This window comes from Erythrobacter sp. HA7-11, from assembly GCF_055693605.1.
Genome location: NZ_JBVFUF010000002.1, coordinates 2,666,928 through 2,686,264, shown reverse-complemented (window position 1 = coordinate 2,686,264; position 19,337 = coordinate 2,666,928). Strand labels below are relative to the sequence as shown.

23 protein-coding genes and 1 pseudogene are annotated in these 19,337 nt (G+C 58.1%); 12 read left to right on the top strand and 12 right to left on the bottom strand.

All coding sequences use genetic code 11. The annotated features are described in order from the left end of the window. Window positions 1-24: 24 nt before the first annotated feature. From ACZ1GU_RS13760 to ACZ1GU_RS13720, 9 genes are read left to right on the top strand one after another with little or no spacing between them, the layout of a single operon-like run. On the top strand, window positions 25-327 hold the full coding sequence (locus tag ACZ1GU_RS13760) for a hypothetical protein (RefSeq protein ID WP_472648521.1): 303 nt from the start codon (window positions 25-27) through the stop codon (window positions 325-327). 3 nt (window positions 328-330) lie between these two features. Beyond that, window positions 331-753 carry a hypothetical protein gene (locus ACZ1GU_RS13755; protein ID WP_472648520.1) on the top strand — a complete coding sequence of 141 codons (423 nt, stop codon included), beginning with the start codon at window positions 331-333 and terminating at the stop codon, window positions 751-753. Between the two features lie 19 nt (window positions 754-772). Further along, a complete protein-coding gene (gene sctJ / locus ACZ1GU_RS13750) occupies window positions 773-1,564 on the top strand; it encodes a type III secretion system inner membrane ring lipoprotein SctJ (protein WP_472648519.1) in 792 nt (263 codons plus the stop codon). After that, window positions 1,557-2,000, top strand: a complete 444-nt coding sequence (locus tag ACZ1GU_RS13745; protein ID WP_472648518.1) for a hypothetical protein — start codon at window positions 1,557-1,559, stop codon at window positions 1,998-2,000. Before sctJ ends, ACZ1GU_RS13745 begins: the two co-directional genes overlap by 8 nt. Continuing rightward, window positions 1,993-2,589 (top strand): FliH/SctL family protein, encoded by a 597-nt coding sequence (locus ACZ1GU_RS13740; RefSeq protein ID WP_472648517.1) that lies wholly within the window; start codon window positions 1,993-1,995, stop codon window positions 2,587-2,589. The genes ACZ1GU_RS13745 and ACZ1GU_RS13740 overlap by 8 nt, the downstream gene beginning before the upstream one ends. Continuing rightward, window positions 2,582-2,923: a hypothetical protein gene (locus tag ACZ1GU_RS13735; RefSeq protein ID WP_472648516.1), complete on the top strand. Its 342-nt coding sequence runs from the start codon at window positions 2,582-2,584 to the stop codon at window positions 2,921-2,923. Before ACZ1GU_RS13740 ends, ACZ1GU_RS13735 begins: the two co-directional genes overlap by 8 nt. After that, window positions 2,871-3,899 (top strand): FliI/YscN family ATPase, encoded by a 1,029-nt coding sequence (locus tag ACZ1GU_RS13730; protein WP_472648515.1) that lies wholly within the window; start codon window positions 2,871-2,873, stop codon window positions 3,897-3,899. Before ACZ1GU_RS13735 ends, ACZ1GU_RS13730 begins: the two co-directional genes overlap by 53 nt. After that, complete coding sequence (locus tag ACZ1GU_RS13725) at window positions 3,896-4,330, top strand: hypothetical protein (RefSeq protein ID WP_472648514.1); 435 nt, start codon at window positions 3,896-3,898, stop codon at window positions 4,328-4,330. Before ACZ1GU_RS13730 ends, ACZ1GU_RS13725 begins: the two co-directional genes overlap by 4 nt. After that, the gene (locus ACZ1GU_RS13720) at window positions 4,327-4,755 is read left to right on the top strand and encodes a hypothetical protein (protein ID WP_472648513.1); all 429 of its coding nucleotides are present in this window, start codon (window positions 4,327-4,329) and stop codon (window positions 4,753-4,755) included. The genes ACZ1GU_RS13725 and ACZ1GU_RS13720 overlap by 4 nt, the downstream gene beginning before the upstream one ends. A gap of 200 nt (window positions 4,756-4,955) precedes the next feature. Here the strand turns inward: ACZ1GU_RS13720 and ACZ1GU_RS13715 are convergent, their stop codons facing one another. From ACZ1GU_RS13715 to ACZ1GU_RS13700, 4 genes are all read right to left on the bottom strand, one after another. Further along, window positions 4,956-5,420, bottom strand: a complete 465-nt coding sequence (locus ACZ1GU_RS13715; protein WP_472648512.1) for a hypothetical protein — start codon at window positions 5,418-5,420, stop codon at window positions 4,956-4,958. Window positions 5,421-5,426: 6 nt separating this feature from the next. Further along, window positions 5,427-6,278 (bottom strand): ankyrin repeat domain-containing protein, encoded by an 852-nt coding sequence (locus ACZ1GU_RS13710; RefSeq protein WP_472648511.1) that lies wholly within the window; start codon window positions 6,276-6,278, stop codon window positions 5,427-5,429. 70 nt (window positions 6,279-6,348) lie between these two features. Continuing rightward, window positions 6,349-7,368: a Tle-like phospholipase domain-containing protein gene (locus tag ACZ1GU_RS13705; protein ID WP_472648510.1), complete on the bottom strand. Its 1,020-nt coding sequence runs from the start codon at window positions 7,366-7,368 to the stop codon at window positions 6,349-6,351. A gap of 110 nt (window positions 7,369-7,478) precedes the next feature. Then, the gene (locus tag ACZ1GU_RS13700) at window positions 7,479-9,131 is read right to left on the bottom strand and encodes a pentapeptide repeat-containing protein (protein WP_472648509.1); all 1,653 of its coding nucleotides are present in this window, start codon (window positions 9,129-9,131) and stop codon (window positions 7,479-7,481) included. A gap of 195 nt (window positions 9,132-9,326) precedes the next feature. Between ACZ1GU_RS13700 and ACZ1GU_RS13695 the strand changes: the two genes are divergently transcribed. Next, entirely contained in the window at window positions 9,327-10,058 is a 732-nt protein-coding gene (locus ACZ1GU_RS13695; protein WP_472648508.1) for a hypothetical protein, read from the top strand. A 361-nt stretch (window positions 10,059-10,419) separates the two neighbouring features. Beyond that, entirely contained in the window at window positions 10,420-11,151 is a 732-nt protein-coding gene (locus ACZ1GU_RS13690) for a DUF6683 family protein (protein ID WP_472648507.1), read from the top strand. 123 nt (window positions 11,152-11,274) lie between these two features. Here the strand turns inward: ACZ1GU_RS13690 and ACZ1GU_RS13685 are convergent, their stop codons facing one another. From ACZ1GU_RS13685 to ACZ1GU_RS13650, 8 genes are all read right to left on the bottom strand, one after another. Then, a complete protein-coding gene (locus tag ACZ1GU_RS13685) occupies window positions 11,275-11,808 on the bottom strand; it encodes a hypothetical protein (RefSeq protein WP_472648506.1) in 534 nt (177 codons plus the stop codon). 243 nt (window positions 11,809-12,051) lie between these two features. Further along, window positions 12,052-12,429, bottom strand: a complete 378-nt coding sequence (gene rplL / locus ACZ1GU_RS13680) for a 50S ribosomal protein L7/L12 (RefSeq protein ID WP_190788825.1) — start codon at window positions 12,427-12,429, stop codon at window positions 12,052-12,054. An 86-nt stretch (window positions 12,430-12,515) separates the two neighbouring features. Beyond that, entirely contained in the window at window positions 12,516-13,031 is a 516-nt protein-coding gene (gene rplJ / locus ACZ1GU_RS13675) for a 50S ribosomal protein L10 (protein WP_472648505.1), read from the bottom strand. Window positions 13,032-13,325: 294 nt separating this feature from the next. After that, entirely contained in the window at window positions 13,326-13,601 is a 276-nt protein-coding gene (locus ACZ1GU_RS13670) for a hypothetical protein (protein WP_472648504.1), read from the bottom strand. Between the two features lie 123 nt (window positions 13,602-13,724). Beyond that, a complete protein-coding gene (locus tag ACZ1GU_RS13665; RefSeq protein ID WP_472648503.1) occupies window positions 13,725-13,955 on the bottom strand; it encodes a helix-turn-helix domain-containing protein in 231 nt (76 codons plus the stop codon). Next, on the bottom strand, window positions 13,955-14,500 hold the full coding sequence (locus ACZ1GU_RS13660; protein ID WP_472648502.1) for a DUF2975 domain-containing protein: 546 nt from the start codon (window positions 14,498-14,500) through the stop codon (window positions 13,955-13,957). Before ACZ1GU_RS13660 ends, ACZ1GU_RS13665 begins: the two co-directional genes overlap by 1 nt. 26 nt (window positions 14,501-14,526) lie before the next feature. Beyond that, complete coding sequence (locus ACZ1GU_RS13655) at window positions 14,527-14,658, bottom strand: hypothetical protein (protein WP_472648501.1); 132 nt, start codon at window positions 14,656-14,658, stop codon at window positions 14,527-14,529. A 66-nt stretch (window positions 14,659-14,724) separates the two neighbouring features. Beyond that, window positions 14,725-15,234, bottom strand: coding sequence for a hypothetical protein (locus ACZ1GU_RS13650; protein ID WP_472648801.1), 510 nt, complete (start codon window positions 15,232-15,234; stop codon window positions 14,725-14,727). On the opposite strand from ACZ1GU_RS13650, the pseudogene rpoB reads away from it, so the two are divergent. Continuing rightward, window positions 15,131-19,323: pseudogene (rpoB, locus tag ACZ1GU_RS13645) on the top strand (DNA-directed RNA polymerase subunit beta). The gene ACZ1GU_RS13650 and the pseudogene rpoB sit on opposite strands and share 104 nt — an antisense overlap. Window positions 19,324-19,337: the final 14 nt, after the last annotated feature.

Below are 19,337 nucleotides of genomic sequence, written 5' to 3'. Positions count from 1 at the left end.
GAAACGAGCACGAAAGGACGAGATATGACAGATATTAGCGGACGGGTTTTAGCCAGCCTCAATTCTGGCCCCGCGAATTTCACCAGCGGACGTAACCGCAATTGGTTTGAAGCATTTGCAGGCGCTTGGGGCTCTGCGCTTGACAATCAGGCCTCAAAAATCGAGCAGCAGGCGAACGTCATCAGCGGCGAAAATGGCAGTGACACCCCTTCGGAAATCACCAAGCTGACCGCAGAATCCATGCGCATGAGCTTCATGGCGCAAAGCAGTCACACCTCGCTCGACAGCGTTTCCAAAGCGCTTGAGACGATGGCGCGGAAGAACTGATCGATGAGTATCGAGATTTTGACCGCGAGCTTGCTGCCCGGTGGCGCGGGCCAGCAAAACAATGCGTCTATGGATCGAACAATATCGCTTGGACCATCATCGGCAGCTCAAGGGGCGCAAGGCACCGAAGCGGGTCGATTTGCACAGGCGTTGGAGAAGGCCTCAGGTGTCAATGGCGTATCGCGCGCCGATCTCCCCGCACCATTCAGCAACATGCTTTCAGCCTTGGACGGGATTGATGTGCAGGCGCGCTCAGTGACCGACTTCGCTCAATCGGCACAGGCGAGTAATGGCGAATTGACGCCGGGCGAAATCGTGCAGCTGACGATGAAGTGCCAGGAATTCATGTTCCAGTGCCAGCTGACCTCGAACATTGCCAATCGCAGCGCGGACGGAGTGCAACAATTGTTCCGGCAACAAGGATAGAACGGTCATGGGTTGGGTGATGAACGCGCTCTTTGAGCGGTGGAAGCGAGGCTTATCGCTCGTCTTTCTGATGCTGGCAGTTACGGCTTGCAGTGGACAAGAGCTCTACCGTGATGTCAGCGAGCGAGAAGCCAATGAGATGGTCGCCGTGCTGGAGCGTGCGGGCATCGAAAGTGGCAAGAGTCCGGGTGAGAAAGGCGTGTTCTCAGTTTCCGTGTCACAAAGCGACTTCGCCCGTTCGGTCGAGGTTTTGCGGCAGAATGGCTTGCCGCGCGATCAGTACGAATCGCTCGGCACTGTCTTCAAAAAGGAAGGCTTCACATCGTCATCGCTCGCGGAGCGCGCGCGGCTCGTTTACGGTCTTAGCCAGGAACTATCGCATACGATCAGCGAGTTTGATGGCGTGATCGAAGCGCGCGTACACCTCGCCCTACCAGAGGCCGACGTTCTGACCGGCGCGTCCAATCCCCCGTCAGCATCGGTGTTCGTCAAGTATCGCGAGGGCTTTGACCTGCGGGCGCAGACGGCGGCCATCAAGGCGCTGGTGACGAACAGCATCGAAGGCCTCGAATACGACAAGGTCTCGATCGCGATGACAGAGGCAAAGCCGCTGCCTACTATCAAGCCGGTTAGCTCGTCTGCGCAGTGGACGCAGACCCTCACGGTGTTTGCCGCGATCCTTGGCATCGGCCTCCTGGCCCTAGGTGGCTTCCAGTTCTGGCGCCGCAAGAGAGCATTTAGGCGTGAACAATTCACCGGCCCTCGTGCCGTGCCGGTTGAAGAACCGATCCAGATGCGCCGTGGTGCCTGAGCAGCAAATGGCAGCCCTCTCGGGGCGCGCACGGCGATTTGCCGCGCGCCTTCGCGGTGAGCATGTGCCCACCTTTAATGACCTGGTGGACCCGCCGGCATGGAAGCAGGTCGCTGCCGAGCACCGCACCGACCTCGCGGTGACGATGGCCCTACTCAAATCGCGCCCAGCAATCGATGGAGAGCTGAACGGCCAGAAACTCGCGAGCCTTGCAGAATTTGTCGGTGAGGAGCGCTTTGATGAAATTTGCGAAGTGGATTGTTCGGTCTTCGATTTCGCGGACGAGGTCGGCGGATTGCCCAATCCGTTGGAGCTGATCGAGCAAGGCGAGAAGCTGATCGACGCAGCTGAAATGAACCCTGACTTGGCGATGCTTGCCGAAACTGGCGCGGCAATTCTGCAATGCGAGCAAACGAGGGACGTTTCAGGTGACTGAGTTTGTTCTTTGCGGCGATGCGCTGGTGCGCACCTCCTCTGCGCGTATCTCAAAAGAGCAGGTGAATGACTTTCGCGAAAGCACACAATTGCTCGAGCAGGCGCATCGGATTGCTGGTCAAGCGGAAGAGCATGCAAAACGCGCGCGCGAAGAGGGTTATCGTGAAGGACTCGAAACGGCGCTGATAGAAATGCGTGATGTTCTTGCTGACTGCGCGGCACGGCTGCAGCAAAGCGTCACGCAAGAAGATGCGCGGCGAGAGAGAGCAGCCAGCATTGCCGCGATGCAAGCGGTCGAGCAATTGATCGGCGGACGTGATGACGCAGAAGTGGCTACTGGCCTCGTACGGGAGGCCATGCAACGATCAGGTGCGAAGCCGCTGCGCATCATCGTTGCGCCGCAATGGGTCGACGCCGTGCGCGCTGAATTGCCCGACACCGATCAGGATTTGGTGGAAGGCGATACCACGCTTGAGATGATGGGATGCCGCATCGAGGTCGAGGGTGGCCGGATTATCGCCGATCTCGAAAAGCAGCTCGACGCGCTCCGCACGCGCTGGAACGGCGAACCGAGTGCGAGTGATGGCTGATCCGAAGCTCTCCAACCTGATCGAGAGCCTTCGCAGCCCGCTGTTTGAGCAGCGCGGGCGACTGGTGGGTGCGGTCGGTACGACGCTGAGAGTGCGCGGTGCGCGTGGACGCATTGGCGATGTGATGGAGATCGCGGCGGCGCAAAGCGAAGAGGCTTTGCGGGCTGAGATCGTAGGTTTCGATGGCGATGTCATGTTGCTCACGCCGCTGGGAGAATTGCGCGGTCTTTACGCTGATGCTGAGGTAGTCCTGCGCGAGATGGCTGACCGGATACCCGCCAATGACAGCCTGTTCGTACCGGGTCATCGACGCCAATGGAACGCCCATCGATAGCCTGGGGCCGATCGCACCATCGCCCGATCGTCCGCTCGTGGCGTCATCACCATCGCCGATGGATCGACCCGTGATCGAAACACCCCTGGAGAGCGGAGTACGCGCTATCGATGGACTGCTTACCCTGGGTGTGGGTCAGCGCATGGGCATTTTCGCAGCGGCTGGAGGAGGCAAATCAACCTTGCTTGCCATGCTCGCCCGCCGTGCAAAGGCCGACGCGATTGTGATTGGCTTGATCGGTGAGCGCGGGCGCGAGGTTCGCGAATTCATATCAGATACTTTGGGGGACGATGGACTGGCGCGTTCGGTCGTCGTCGTCTCCACTTCCGACCGCCCGGCAATGGAACGGGTGCGCGCCGCACGCGCTGCAACTGCGATCGCCGAAGGATTCAGGGCTCAAGGCAAGCACGTCATGCTGCTGGTAGATAGCGTCACACGCTATGCCCGAGCGCTGCGGGAGATCGGATTGGCGGCGGGCGAGCCTGCGGTAAGACGCGGACTTCCTCCCTCTGTCTTCGCCGAATTGCCGCGGCTGTTCGAGCGGGCTGGCACCGATAGCGATGGTGCGATCACCGCACTCTACACGGTGCTGACCGAAGGCGAGGAAGAAGACCCCGTTGGCGAAGAGGTTCGCTCACTGCTCGATGGTCACATTCACCTTTCGCGCAAACTTGCAGCGCGTGGGCACTATCCCGCGATCGACATTGGCAGCAGCCAGTCACGGCTGTTCCGCAAGCTGTCGGGACCGGGTCAGATCGCCGCGGCGGAGGCCGTTCGCGCGATGCTGGCCAAGCTCTCTGAAATCGAATTGCTATTGCAAATGGGCGAGTACCAATCGGGGCAAGACCTGCTTGCTGACGCCGCCTTGCAGCAACGCGAGGCGATCGAAGCTTTCCTTTGTCAGCGCCCCGATGAGGCGAGTGACCATGCAACGACCTTGGCTCGGCTGAGGTCAGTCGGGGAGGCTATTCTGTGAGAGAGCAACTCCAGCGGGCAAACCGCATAGAAGAACTTCGCGAGCGGCGGGCGAAACGCATTCGCAGCGAAGCGAAGGCGGCAGAAGCGCAAAAAACCTTGGAAGCGCAAAGCGCGCATGAACTTTACCAAATGGAAAAGTCGCGGCGAAACTCGGCTGAGTTCATGCTGCTCGACAATCCGGCTGATCCGCAGGCATTGCTGTGGCGCGAAGTAACAGAGCGCAAATGTCAGTATGCGCGCCGCGAACGTTCCGATGCTTTTGAAAGCTTACGCGAAGCTCGCGTTGAATTGGCCGAGAAACGGGCGTTACATGAACGCGCGGTCGAGCGCGGCAATATCGTCACCGGAGAGCTGGCCAAGGCGAGAGTGGCCGAGGCGCGGCGACATGAGATCGCAGCGGAAGAAGAGGCGCAGGAGCAACGATCATGACACCTCCGACATCCGCCTCTGATGCTGCAAATCGCACCGCAAACCACCCGAGGTCGCAGCGCCCGAGCGAGCCTGAGCCTCCCCGGCAACAGGCCGAGAACCGCAGCGTGAGCGAACGTTTCTCTTCCAAACTTGAGCGTGCGGGCGACGACAATACTCGCAATCTGCAGCGTGCAGGCGAGAGCAGTGATGGCGCGCGTTCGTCTCAATCACGTTCGCGCGACTTCGATAGCCTTTCAGGAGAGAGCGGCCAGCAAGGCGATGCCGATCTGGCGCGCGGAGACATGTCGCGGCTGGTGAGGACGGAGCATTCATCAGCCGCGGCGCAGTTGAGTTCAGCCAATGCTGCGGACACAGCCATTCTTGAAAGGATGGCAGCACGGATAGCGGAGAGCTGGCCGGGGACAGACTTAGCGTCTAGCTGAAGTGGATTTCCCCCGGGTTCGCTTGCGCAAAGCGCGCTGCTGACGCGTCAAGCTGATGGCAGCGTGGCAATTCGAATTGCCGGTCTTGATCCGAAGTTGAATGCTTTAAGGGCAGGCTACGCTCAGCTCGCGCTGCTCCACGGGCTCGACCGGCGCAGGCTCAAGATCGCTTCGCTTATTTTTGAGAAACCGGAGCGAAATCAGCCAGGTCGGGATTCGACAATTCCCGAGACCGTCTGATCGATCTGTTTGACTGCGCGATCTGCGGTTTCACCGTCCTGCGGGGTCTCATTGGCGGCAATTACATGCGCAATTGCATCAAGCGATGCCGCTCCCGGACGGGCCGCAAGCAGCGACGCGCTCTCCTGAGCGAAAGCTCCCAATGACCGGGCCAGTCGCCCTTCGTCGGTCGGTCGTGCCTGCAGATCGCTAGCTAGTTCCTTCGCGACCTTACGGATTTCATAGATGTCTTCGCCTTCGCGGCGCGGCTGGTCTTCGTCGCGGTCGCCATCTTCGCCTAACAAGCGAAATTCGCGCGCGACCTTGCCCGCGATCCGATGCGCGAGTTTGTGCAAAGCACCGCCGGTGCGGCTGCCCGACTTGCCTGAGCCCGCGGAAACGGCCGAGACAGCGCCAACGCCAGTGGGGCGAATTGATCCAACCATGGCGGGTTACCTCTCGGCCTGATCGACGAGTTGCATTGACTTGATCGCCGGCTCAGTGGCCACAAAACTGTCTCTTTGCATAGCAGCTGTCGGCCATCCGCCGCGCAGGAAACCTTCGCGCACTTCGTCTGGCGAGGGCGGGGGCCACGTCGCGCTCCGCTCCCGCACAATATCGAGGACTTTCTTCCGCGCTGGTTCATGCGCGCTTTCCTTCGCTGGCTGCGTGAGCATGTAAGCCGGAATCCGGCCCTTGTTTCCGACGAGCCAAGGGTTTGATCCGGCGTTGAGGAGCACCTGCGCACTCTTATAGTCCTCGAAGGTAAGCGCCATTTCTAGCGGTGTCGCGCCAAGACTATCCGGGCGGTTCACATCGGCGCCGCCGCGTATCAGCAATTCCACCGCGTCGGCGCGTTCGAAATACAAGACCTCCTTAAGCGGTGTCGCACCCGCCGCGCTTGCCGCATCGGGTGAGGCCCCCGCTTGCAGCAGCATCATCGCCATCACAGGATCATCTGCCAGAACAGCATAAGTCAGCGCTAGCCCTGGCGGCGTGCCATCAGGATCTGCACCCAATTCGAGCAGCGCGCCCAGCATTCTCGGATCGCAATTCGCGACCGCAAAGGTGACCAATCCTCCGCTATTGCCGCTGGCCGCGCGTTCGTTGGGGCGCAGCTGTCGATGGGTCGAAAGCAATTTCGGATTAGTGCGCACCATTTGTTCAACCAGCGTGATGTCGCCTGCCATCACCGCGTCATAAAGGCGGCGACCTTCTTCACCATTGGTAAGGTGCGGACGCACTTTCTGACGGTCGGGAAGCTGCGGCTGAGAGCGCGTGTAACAGGATGATGTTTCGCTCAATGCAGAGCAGCTCCCAACTGGGATGGCGGCGGCCATCGCAAGGATAGAAAGTTTGAGCGCATGGCGCATATCAGCAGCAAACTATAGGTGAGGCTAGCCAAATCGCCAAGCCATTGAGGCAGCATTCACTGTGGGGGAGGCTGGACTGCACATAGTCCATCAAATGGCGGGCAACCGGGTTGTCCTGATACCAGCGCATTCCTTCCGGGCGGACCGGATCGAGTTCGATGCGGTTGCCGATCGCCTCAGGCATGTCGACTACACTCGCGCCGAGGACGCCGCCGAGCAGCGCGCCGATCATCCGGTCACCGCCATCTTGCAGCGCGGAGAGCAGGTCGCCGCGAACATAATAGGCGCTGATGTCCGGCACTTCGAGTTGGCCATCTGCCGAAGCGATCGCCCGTGCATCGGAAATGGTGGTACCGGACAGGCCCGCCGCATTGAATGTCGTTGCATCCAGCTCTCCAGCGGTTGCGACTGCAGAGGCGAGTCCACCGCCTAGCGAGTGGCCCGTCAATGTCACACGCGCGCCATTGGGGACGACCAGCCGCTCTCCGATTTCGAGTGCGCGGTTGTAGTAGTCGGTGCGAATGCCGAGGCCTTGCTGGATGTTGCCGCGCCAATCGGCACCGCTTTGGGTTCCGCGGAATGCGACGACATAGCTGGTTTGGCCGCCGATCTGCCGAGAATAGACCTCAGCGGCGAAATCGGACGTTGGGGAGGAGAGCATGGATTCGCTCAAGCCGATTTCAGCCAACTGCGCACTTGTCGCCAGATCCCAGCCGGCAGGCGGCGCTGCACCAGGGGTGTAAACATCGCTTGCCATCGCGGCGAGTTCACGCGTTGTTGGCGGAGGGGGCGCTCCAGTGACGACTGTGCTGGTCTGGCCGACCGGATTGCCAGCAACAGTCTGTGACGGCACGATTTCCTGTTGAACGCGGACGGTTTGCGGAACACCAGCCCCCGCTAGCGATAATCGGGCGGCCTCAATTCGCGCATCGCTGGCTGTATGCAGGGCGGTGGTTTGAGCGGCAGAGCCAAGCTCCACCCGCCTGTCCAAGCCAACGTCGTTGACGCGATTTGTCTCCATTGCCCGCTCCGTTCGATACGCATAGCACTCACATCTTCGAAAAGCTGTGCCAGTGGAGCAGCAATATGTCTCTATACGTTTCGTATAGATCGGTACCGTGGATGGCAGTCCTAAAACCGTTCCCACATGGTCTCGAGCAAGGTGTCGTCGAGCTCGAGCGCTTCGAGCCTCGGGAAGTCGGCGCGTGCTGAGCATCCTTCGAACCGCGCGAGGCCTGCTTCCTGGACCGAGGCGCTTTGTCCGGCAAAACCGAGCAATGGCTCTCGCATTTGAACGCGTCCACGCCGCCGCCGCGTGCGCTTGGCGAAGTTGAGGGTACCTTCGCCGCTATCATAGGCGAGGCCTTCAGTTTCGAAGAAGCAACCATCGAGCGCGACGCCCTTTGCACTCGCGCGTCCATTGCCATCAGTCTTGACGATCACCGCAGCGACCGCGGAATCGAGCAAGATCGGCAAGATTCGGCCATAGAGACCCGGATCGCCTCCCGTCGTCGGATATACCGCTTCGCTGGAAACAAAGAGCTTATAGCCGGGCCGCTCTAGCCAAGCCGGCAAACCAGCATCGCCGCGAAGGTCCGCCTGCCGAGCCCGATAGGCCGAAAGCACACAGCTCGTCTGCTGATCTTCGGTGGAGAGGTCCAAACACGCATCGCGGCTGGCAAGCCACGCGACCCTGCGCTGCGCATAGCCTGATTTCGCCATGCTTTGCTGCTCAAGTTGCGCGACTGAGCTTAAGAGCGAGCGTGTTTCGCTGCCTGGCACGTTGCAGGCCAATTGCAGCGCTGGTTCGACCAAAGCTGCTTCGCATGGAGCAGATGTCTTCTCCAAGCGCTGCGCGCTTTCGACCAGGTTTTCGACCTCGCCGGGGAAGAGCATGATTGCTCGCCGCGGCGAACGAAGCACGATCGGTCCGACGAGCCGCGCGCGTTCGAGACTGGTAAGGTGGTCAAGCGCGAGCTCTGTTTGGTCAATCGTGGCACCGGAAAGATCGGTTTCCGGCCAGAAAAAGCCGTAGAAACTGGCGCGGCGCAAATTGGCATCTTTGAGAGAAATCCCCTCCCGTTCCGTCGGGCAGCCATCCTGTTCATCGCTGCCGCAGGCGATGCGGAAATTGGTGAGGTTTGCGCCGGTCAGGTCGAGGTTGCGCATCGATCCGCTCCACCCGCCATCAAGCCTGCCATAGCTCCAGTCGGCTTGCCGCGCGTCGACCTCTGCAAGTTTGGCATCGCGCATGAGCACATAAGGCAGTTTCGATCCTGCCATCTTAGCACCCGACAGGTCTGTATTGATAAAGCCGAGACCCGATCCCGAAAAGCCGGTCCAATCGGTCTGGCTGAAATCGGTGCCGAAGAAGCACATATTGTAGAGGTTGGCTTTCTTCAGCTTGGCACCAACGAATGAGCCGCCCGAAATGAAGATCGTGCCTGCGCGTGTTTTCTTTCGGATGCGTTGAAGATCACGGATGCGCCGCATGCCAGATGCATCAATTGCAAAACCGGGATTGTTCTCGCCAAGAGCTGGCGCGTTTTGGAGGCAGGAGTCTTCGGGAACGTCGACCGCCTCGAACAAATTGCCGTCCTTGAAACGGCTGGCCGTGACGATAATGGCGCCAGTGTCGCGCGCGAAGTCATCGCCAAGAATACTGTTTTCGGAATTGCTTGTCTGCGAGGTGCTGTTCTGAGCGCTGGCGTTAAAGGGGCTAGTCAGAAGCGCAGTTGAACTTGCGATCGCGATCCCCGCCAGAACGTTTCGTATGCCACGCATTCCTTCCCCCCGAATCGCATATTCGCGAAATTAATCACACAGCTAGTCTACAAAATGCGGGGTGGGTGAATAGCAGGTGCATGGGGCGCGGCGTCCAAGTGTTGTCTGGCTGCGCCGGGCTGAGGCGCTCCGCTATCGCAGAGTGAATTGACCGCTGCCTAAGCGTTTTGCAGAGGCGATCTATGCATTCTGCAGATGGGCCGACTCGGACAATTGGGTCAGAAAAGCCTCGACGGCGAAAATCGCCTCGACACTTTGAACACTCAGTTGGGAGTATCTGTGATGCCTTTAGGTGGAATTCTTCGTTCGGTCGTTAACCCAATCAGTCTGATGCAGATTGCGATGGGGCCAGCTGGCTGGGCTAGCTTGGCGATGCGCACCATTGGATCACAAATCGCGATGAATGCGATCCAACAACTGGGCGAGCGCCTCGGCATGCCACAAACAATGATTGATTTTGTTCAGGCCAGCGCTGCTACGCAAATGGGTATGCCGGGTCTAGCTCGGCGCGAAATTGGTGAAGTCATCGCCGGCCTAAGCGATCAATTCAATCTTTCGCCACGCGACTCGGCGAACCTCGAGCGGGCAGCGCGATTCGATATAAACGACTTCATGCGCCAGATTGAGCGCGCGGTTGAGCGCGGTGAAGCGCAAGGTGGTGGCCGCACTCGCCGCGGTGGCCGCGGAAGTATCCTTGAGGTGATCGCTGAAGCAATGATCAGAGCGATGAATAGCAAGGTCGGTGAGATGCAGGATCTCGCAGCCCAAATGGACAGGGTGAAGCATAAGAAGGGCAAGAGCGACTCGGTTGAAATCAACACCAAGCTGACCGTTGCAACGCAAGAGTTCTCAATGATGATGAATGCGACAAGCAACATGATCAAAACGATCGGCGATGCTCTTTCCGCGATGGCTCGCAGACAATAGACGACGAATTGAATGTGGTATGGGGTGGTTCCACGGAGCCACCCTTTACTGTTCTTGAAGCCAGTGCGAACAATTGTTTAACGCCTTATAGGTGCTTATTGACCTCGCCCAAGCATGAGGAGAGCAATGCAATGTCCCCAATTCGCCAGGTTTCTGTCGCAGTCTGTGCGGTTCTTCTTGTCATAGGCAACACCTCGCCCGCTCTTGCGCAAGATATCTCGCCCCCTGCGATAGATGTGCTTTCCCCCATCTTAATGCAATAGAATTTGGTCGCCAAAACGAGCAGGCTGCTGATGCAGCCCGTGGTGACGATGTTTATATTGGCGAAAGCGCCGTTGGCTCGATTGGTCAGAGCCTAGTTTTGGGTCTTACCGCGCCAGCCGAGATAAGTAGCGCGGCTCGCTCTCCCGACACTAGCTATCGCTATGACGCCGCGCGGACGCGCAAAAATATGCGTACCTTTGTTCAGCGCACGCCGGGTGAGAAAGGGCGCGCTGAATTGGAGCAGATGTTTGCAGTTCAGCCTAGGCTTTTCGACGAACTTAGAAGCGCGCTTCAGCCTTATGGTCTCGATACGCACAATGTCGCTGATGCCTATGCTCTTTGGTGGATCAATGCTTGGCTTGTTGCGAATAAGCGAGACGAAGATCCAGACCAAGGCACCATTGCGATGGTCAAGCAGCAGGTACAAAACGCGTTTGCTGCAGCTCCAGATTTTGCAAGAACGACCGATGCACAGCGACAGGAATATGCTGAAGCATTGTTGCTTCAGGGTACGATGCTAAGCTCGGCGTTTGAGCAATGGAAAAATGATCCGGCGATGCTTGATCAGGTGGCTTCAGCCGCGCGGCAGGGCGCGAGTGCGAGCGGTTTAGACCTTTCCTTGATGACCCTCACTGCCAATGGCTTCGTCCCCCGCACGGGTGCCGATGCGAGTGATGCTGTTGGCGAGATGCAGAATGCCAGCTTCGCTGAGTCCACCAGCGTCGAAAGCGAAGATTGGTCCGCCACCTATCTTGGATATGGCGCTGCGGCGTTGATCGGTCTGGGGCTTGCATTCGTCGCCGCTAAATCGCTTAGCAATCGAGGCTGAGCAGCCTCGGGACCAGCGCTACAAGCGCTTACCGAATAATTGAGAAACGAAAAAGGGCGGCCCCGTTTCAGGAACCGCCCTTATGGCAAATTGTGAACCGGCTGGGTGCGCGGTGGTAATTGCCTACTCGCCAGCAGCATCTTCAGCAGCGACGGAGGCAGGATCAACGCCAGCAAGATCTGCGCCGATCGTCTTGGCAACGTCTTCGCGCACGCTGTCATTGTGTTCGTCGACAGTGCTGATTAATTCGCCATTTTTGTCGAGCAAAAGTGCCGGTTCGCCCGACCCGAGCGGAGCCAGCTTCACGTAGAGCGGACGAGGACGCAACGTGTTGCTCGCGCCGTTGCCTCCGTCGACTGCAGCGCCGATCAGGCCGCCTGCAAGCGCGTTACCGAAAGTCGATCCGGCCAGCTTTGACTGGACCAGCACATAAACTGGTTCGTAGCCGTCCTTCGTAATGTCCACACGGGTGTCGTCCTTGCGACGCAATTCGAGCTCGCAAGGAGAAGTGCATTCCAGCCCGCCGAGGAAGACGATGTTGGCGCCCTCCGGATCGGTTTGCGTGGTGTAGTCAATATTGGTGCCATTGAGCACGGTTGCGCAGCCGCTCAGGCTCACGCCAGCGGCGAGAGCCGCCAGAATCGGAACAATTTTCATAGAGTATAATCCCTGTTTTCGATCCCCCCTGGATCGCACACAATATTACCTCAGTTCGTAGGGAGGGCATTGTATCTCAGCGACATTGCGGTCGGGATTATGTGCGAACGCGAAAGTCATCGTCCGCTTTGGTCATGTCTGCGTTCATGCGCAAAAAAGGCGGCGCCATTGCTGGCACCGCCCTTCTTGTTGATCTCTCGAGGAGCTCGAAGCGTAAGCGAAAAGCTTACTTGAGCGAGCCCGTTACTTCAGTTCAACGGTACCGCCGGCTGCTTCGATCTTGCCCTTGATCTCTTCGGCTTCTGCCTTGGCAACGCCTTCTTTGAGAGGCTTTGGTGCGCCTTCGACAAGACCCTTGGCTTCGGTGAGGCCCAGACCGGTGATGGCACGGACTTCTTTGATGACCTGGATCTTCTTGCCGCCGTCGCCGGTAAGAATGACGTCGAATTCGTCCTTCTCTTCAGCAGCTGCGCCAGCGTCGCCGCCGCCAGCTGGACCAGCAACTGCAACAGCAGCAGCAGCGCTCACGCCCCACTCTTCTTCAAGAGCCGTGGCCAGTTCAGCTGCCTCAAGGACGGTCAGCTTCGAAAGTTCTTCAACAAGCTTGGCAATATCAGCCATGATGTTCACTCCAATTTATGCGGGGCGGCCTAACTAGGTCACACCCCAAAACACATGTAAAAATCGCGTTTGCGAAATCGTCTCTGTTAAGCAGCATCCTTGGCGCCATAGGCACCAAATACGCGGGCCAGTTTGTTGGCTGGTGCGTTGACGACCTGAGCAACCTTGGTTGCCGGGGCGTTGACGAGGCCAACAATCTTGCCGCGCAGCTCGTCGAGAGATGGCATCGAGGCGAGTGCCTTGACCCCAGCTTCGTCGAGCACTTGCGTACCCATCGATCCACCGACGATTTCGAGCTTGTCGTTCGACTTTGCGAATTCGACAGCAGCTTTGGCGGCTGCGACAGGGTCTTCGGACCATGCCAGCGCGGTCGGGCCGGAGAGATACTCTTCGATACCCGTGTAATCGGTGTCTTTCAGGGCGAGCTTGGCGAGACGGTTCTTCGCAACCTTATAAGATGCACCTGCTTCACGCATCTTCCCGCGCAGTTCGGTGGACTGGTCCACCGTCAGGCCGAGGTTGCGGGTGACAACCACCACGCCGACCTCTTTGAAGACGTCGTTGAGCTGGGCAACTGCGTCGGCTTTTTGCGAACGATCCATGCTTTTGCTCCTTCACTAATGATCGCCAGACATATGCCTGACGACCGGCTCACATTTGGTCCTGCCGCTAACCGACAAGACCGAAAGTCCGTTGATGGGGAAGGAGGATGCGAAAAACGCATCGTGTGGGCCGCCAGTTGGCTGGCCAAAATCTCTTTTCCCCGTCTAGGCTGGAAATTAAGAGAACCCGATTGCTCTCACCAACTGTCTCGGACGGATGACCGAGCAACCCAAAAAGGCCCGCCAGTCAGTGGCGGGCCTCTAAGAGATTTCAGGTCTGAGTCAAGCCAAACCTTACATACCGTCCGCTTGCTCGGCCAATTCGTCGGCTTTCTGCTCGAGGCGCTCAGCCTTTTGCTCAAGTTCCATTTCGCCAGCTTCGGTTGTCGCGGCATCGGCCTGTTCTTCAGCGAGATCGGCTTGCGCCTCTACCATTTCAGCGCGCTCTTCGACAACTTCACCTGCTGCTTCGGTGATGTCGTCCTGCGCCTCGCCTGCCTCTTCGGCTGGGCCGTCACATGCCGAGATAGCTAGAGCTACGGGAAGAATTGCCAGTGCTGAGAATTTCATAATGAACCCCTGTAAATGTTGTTTCAGCGAATACATTTGAAACTGGCAAGGCGGCGAATGGTTCCAATTACTTATCTGGCTTGCGAGTGGGGCGGGCTTTGCTGCCGCCCCTTACATCGCATGCTATTCACCTACGCTATATTCGAGCAGATCACCTGGCTGGCACTCCAGCTCGCGGCAAATCGCGGCGAGGGTGCTAAAGCGGATCGCCTTGGCCTTGCCGGTTTTCAGGATCGAGAGGTTCGCGAGGGTGAGGCCTACGCGCTCGGCTAGCTCGGTCAGCGTCATGCGACGTTCGTGCAGCAGGTCGTCGAGTTTGACCATTATTGTTGCTCCTTCTTCGTCGGCAGGCATCAGACCGTTCCTTCCAGGTCTTCGCGCATCGCTGCGCCTTGTTTGAAAACGCGGGCGAGAATGAAGAGAACGATGACCATCATGATCCCGGTCAAATCGAACCCGGCATCCATGTTGAATGAACTGTCCTCAATCTGTTTGGCCCATTCTGCGACCATCAACCCAATGGCAGCAGCCGGTATCATCAGGACCTGCACTGCAAGCAGCAGCCAAGCCATCGTACTAAGCCGATCAGCGTTTTCAGGCACGAAGGGATCTCGATCGCCAACCGTGCCGATAATCGCGCGCAACCTAGAGAAGAAAAAGAAGATGAGCGCTACCACCGCGATAATCGCCAGAAACAGCGCCGCAAGCGGAAAGGCGGGAAACGCAGTGAGCGTCTGCGCGTGCTCCGCTTGGATTTCGGCGTTGATCTTGTCCTGGAACAACAGGACGAAGGGGGTGAGTATCGCCAGGACGACAGCGACAAACGCCATCAGCCCTTGAATGATAAGAGCTAGCACTTGGCCTGCCAGCAACAGTGGGTCTGAACTGAACTTCTTCACGTGATCCTCCTTCAGGTGTTCTAAGGTCAGGCCAGTTCAACCATGGCCACGGGCGACATTGCCTGTGCCGGCGGAACCGTGATGATGGTGCCGATTGAACCGAGCGTGAGAACCAGCGCGGCGACAACGGCGAGTGAGTGGGTGAATACATTTGACATATCGTTCTCCTTGATAGGCGTTATTGAAATTCGATAATTCGGATCTAGGAGCGATTCGATTTATTGTCAATCAATAATATTGAAAAACAATATGCGACATATTGAAAATCGGATATTGACGGTGGGGTTAGACTGTGCAGATGGCGCGATCAGTACAGCTAATCTGATCGCCACAGGCCTTGGTGGTTTCCAGCGGTTGACGCCCGGGGCGACAATTCCTACATGGCTTTTCGACCGCGCTTCGAGCAAAGCTGATTCATACGCGGGGATCGGCTTAGGAATGGAAGCGGCGAGTTCCATATTCGCGACGTATTTTTGAGCTGCAGCATTGCGGGCCAGAAAGGCTTGTCTTTGTTCGCGGCCTTTTGTGCGTTTGAAATGGGGCTGAATTCTCGCGCAACGCAAGCGTTCGAAATTGAGCGGCTGGGCCTTCTTCCGGGTCCCGCCATAAATAAAGAGGCACTTCTCCTCCATGGCAACCAAAGCAAAGCCCACCAAGTCTAAGGCGATCGCCAAGGGCACGGCGAAACGGCGCATCCGTAAAATCTTCGGCGATATCCATGAAGTCGTCGACATGCCGAACCTGATCGAGGTTCAGCGCGAGAGTTACGAGCAATTTCTGCGCTCGGACAAAGAAACCGGATACGTCTCAGGTCTCGAAAAGACCCTGCGTTCGGTATTCCCGATCCGTGACTTCGCCGGCACTGCGGAACTCGACTTCGTTCACTACGAACTCGAAGACCCGAAATACGACACCACCGAGTGTCGTCAGCGCGGCATCACCTATGCTGCTCCGATGAAGGTGACTTTGCGCCTGATCGTGTTCGAAGTCGATCAGGAAACCGAAACCCGCTCGGTTCTCGATATTAAAGAGCAAGATGTTTACATGGGCGACATGCCGCTCATGACGGATAACGGCACGTTCATCATCAACGGCACCGAACGCGTTATCGTATCGCAAATGCACCGTTCGCCGGGCGTGCTGTTCGATCACGATCGCGGCAAGACCCATTCTTCCGGCAAGCTGCTGTTTGCTGCCCGCGTCATTCCGTATCGTGGCTCATGGCTCGACTTTGAGTTCGACGCCAAGGACATCGTCAACGTCCGGATCGACCGTAAGCGCAAGCTGCCGGTGACGGCGCTGCTTTATGCGCTGGGCTTGGACAGCGAAGGAATCCTGCACCACTTCTATGATACGGTCACGTGGGACCGCGCGAAAGACGGATGGAAAATCCCGTTTGACGCCGAAGCATGGCGCGGTCAGAAGCCGGCCTTCCCATTGGTCGATGCCAAGACCGGCGAAGAAGTCTTCGCCGCCAACCAGAAGATCAGCCCGCGTGCTGCCAACAAGGCGGCCAAGGATGGCCTCAAGAACCTGCTACTGCCGACTGAGGAAGTGATCGGTACCGTTATGCCGCGCGCGACCTAATCGACGAGAGTACGGGCCGCATCTATATCGAGGCGGGCGAAGAAGTGTCGCCTGAAAACCTCGAGAAGCTGGATGCCGCTGGCATCGACAGCCTCGTGCTACTCGACATTGACGAAGTAAACACGGGCCCTTGGATCCGTAACACGCTCGCAGTCGACAAGGCTGAAAACCGCGACGAAGGTCTGGAAGCGATCTACAAGGTCATGCGTCCGGGTGAGCCGCCAACCAAGGAAACCGCAGAAGCTCTGTTCGAAGGCCTGTTCTTCGATGGTGAGCGCTATGATCTGTCCGCTGTTGGCCGTGTAAAGCTAAACATGCGTCTCGGCCTCGACGCCGAAGACACTGTGACCACGCTCCGCAAGGAAGACATCTTGGCCGTGGTCAAGGAATTGGTCGACCTGAAGGACGGCAAGGGCGAAGTCGATGACATCGACAATCTCGGCAACCGCCGTGTTCGCTCGGTCGGTGAGCTGCTGGAAAACCAGTACCGTGTCGGCCTGCTGCGCATGGAGCGTGCAGTCAAAGAGCGCATGAGCAGCGTCGATGTTTCGACTGTTATGCCGAACGACCTCATCAACGCGAAACCAGCTGTTGCGGCTGTCCGTGAATTCTTCGGCTCTTCGCAGCTGTCGCAGTTCATGGACCAAACCAACCCGCTGTCTGAAGTCACGCACAAACGCCGCGTTTCGGCGCTTGGCCCAGGTGGCCTGACGCGTGAACGCGCTGGCTTTGAAGTCCGCGACGTTCACCCGACCCACTATGGTCGTATCTGCCCGATTGAAACGCCGGAAGGCCCGAATATCGGTCTGATCAACTCGCTGGCCTCGTTCAGCCGCGTGAACAAATATGGCTTCATCGAAACGCCTTATCGCACGATCAAGGACGGCAAGGTTTCGAGCGAGGTTATCTATCTCTCCGCAATGGAAGAGCAGAAGCACACCGTCGCGCAGGCTTCGGCTGAGCTGAAGGAAGATGGTTCGTTCGTTGAGGAGCTAATTTCGGCTCGTCAGGCGGGCGACAACCTGATGGCGCCGAATGAGCAAATCACGCTCATGGACGTTTCGCCAAAGCAGCTCGTTTCGGTTGCGGCATCGCTCATTCCGTTCTTGGAAAACGATGACGCCAACCGCGCGCTGATGGGCTCGAACATGCAGCGTCAGGCCGTGCCGCTGGTCAAGGCGGAAGCGCCTTGGGTCGGAACCGGCATGGAAGAAACGGTTGCGCGCGACTCCGGCGCTGCGATTGCTGCCAAGCGCGGCGGTATCGTCGATCAGGTCGATGCGACCCGGATCGTGATCCGCGCGCAGGGCGATGTCGAGCCTGGCCAATCGGGCGTCGATATCTACACACTGCAAAAGTTCCAGCGTTCGAACCAGAACACCTGCATCAACCAGCGTCCGCTGGTGAAGGTTGGTGAAGTGATCGAAGCTGGTGACATCATCGCCGATGGTCCTTCGACCGATCTGGGTGAACTGGCGCTCGGCAAGAACAGCCTCGTCGCGTTCATGCCGTGGAATGGCTACAACTACGAGGATAGCATCCTCATTTCCGAGCGCATCGTGAAAGACGACGTCTTCACCTCGATCCACATCGAGGAATTCGAAGTCATGGCTCGCGATACGAAACTTGGCCCGGAAGACATCACTCGTGACATCCCGAATGTTGGCGAGGAAGCTCTGCGCAACCTCGATGAAGCGGGCATCGTCTATATCGGTGCGGAAGTGCATCCGGGCGACATCTTGTGCGGCAAGATCACGCCGAAGGGCGAAAGCCCGATGACGCCGGAAGAAAAGCTTCTGCGCGCCATCTTCGGTGAGAAAGCATCCGACGTTCGCGACACCTCGCTGCGCCTGCCACCAGGTGTAGCAGGGACTGTCGTCGAAGTTCGTGTGTTCAACCGTCACGGTATCGAGATCGACGACCGAACGCGGGCGATCCAGAACGAAGAGATCGAGCGTCTGCGCAAGGATGCCGCCGACGAACGTGCGATTCTGAACCGTGCGACCTACAACCGTTTGCGCGATATGCTTGTCGGCCAGACAGCATCTGCCGCACCAAAGGGCTTCAAGAAAGGTGACAAGATTACCGCTGACGCGCTGGAAGGCATTGAGCGGCATGAATGGTTCAAGTTTGCGGTCGCCGCAGACAAGCGCCAGACTCAGATTGAGGCGGTCAAGTCGCAGTACGATGATGCAGTCGGGCTGATCGATGCCAAGTTCGAGGATCGTAAAGAGAAGCTTGAGCGTGGTGACGAACTCGCACCGGGCGTGCTCAAGATGGTCAAGGTCTTCGTCGCGGTGAAGCGCAAGCTTCAGCCAGGGGACAAGATGGCCGACCGCCACGGCAACAAGGGCGTGATCTCTCGCATCCTGCCAGTGGAAGACATGCCGTTCCTAGAAGACGGAACCGCCGTTGACGTGGTTCTCAACCCGCTTGGTGTGCCTTCGCGTATGAACGTCGGTCAGATCTTCGAAACCCACCTTGGTTTCGCGGCTCGCGGCTTTGGTATGGACATCGCTGAGAAGCTGGAAGAGTGGAAAGCGGCCAACCCGAATGCGGCTGAAGACTATAAGAAGGCCAAGCCTCCTGAGGCCGTTGTTGAGCGTCTGAAGGACGTTTACGGTGACCAGTATCACGATGATCTGGAAAGCCGTTCGACCGAGCAGATCGTTGAGCTCGCGTCCAATCTGTCTGCGGGCGTCCCAATGGGTACGCCGGTGTTTGACGGTGCGCGCGAAGCAGACGTTTCGGACATGCTGGTGAAGGCCGGTATCGATAGCTCGGGTCAGTCGACGTTGTTCGATGGACGCACTGGTGAAGCCTTCGACCGTAAGGTTACAGTGGGCATCATCTACATGCTCAAGCTGCACCACCTGGTCGATGACAAGATCCACGCTCGCTCGATCGGTCCATACTCGCTCGTCACTCAGCAGCCGCTGGGCGGTAAGGCGCAGTTCGGTGGTCAGCGCTTCGGTGAGATGGAGGTCTGGGCGCTGCAAGCTTACGGCGCTGCCTACACCTTGCAGGAAATGCTCACCGTCAAGTCGGACGATGTTGTTGGCCGGACCAAGGTCTACGAAGCAATCGTCAAAGGCGACGACACTTTCGAAGCCGGCATTCCGGAAAGCTTCAACGTGCTCGTGAAGGAAATGCGCTCGCTGGGCATGAACGTCGAGTTGAAGTCGCTGTCTGACGGCGAAGAAAACGAAGACGAATGGCCGGAGGCGGCGGAATAAGGGAACGGGCGCTC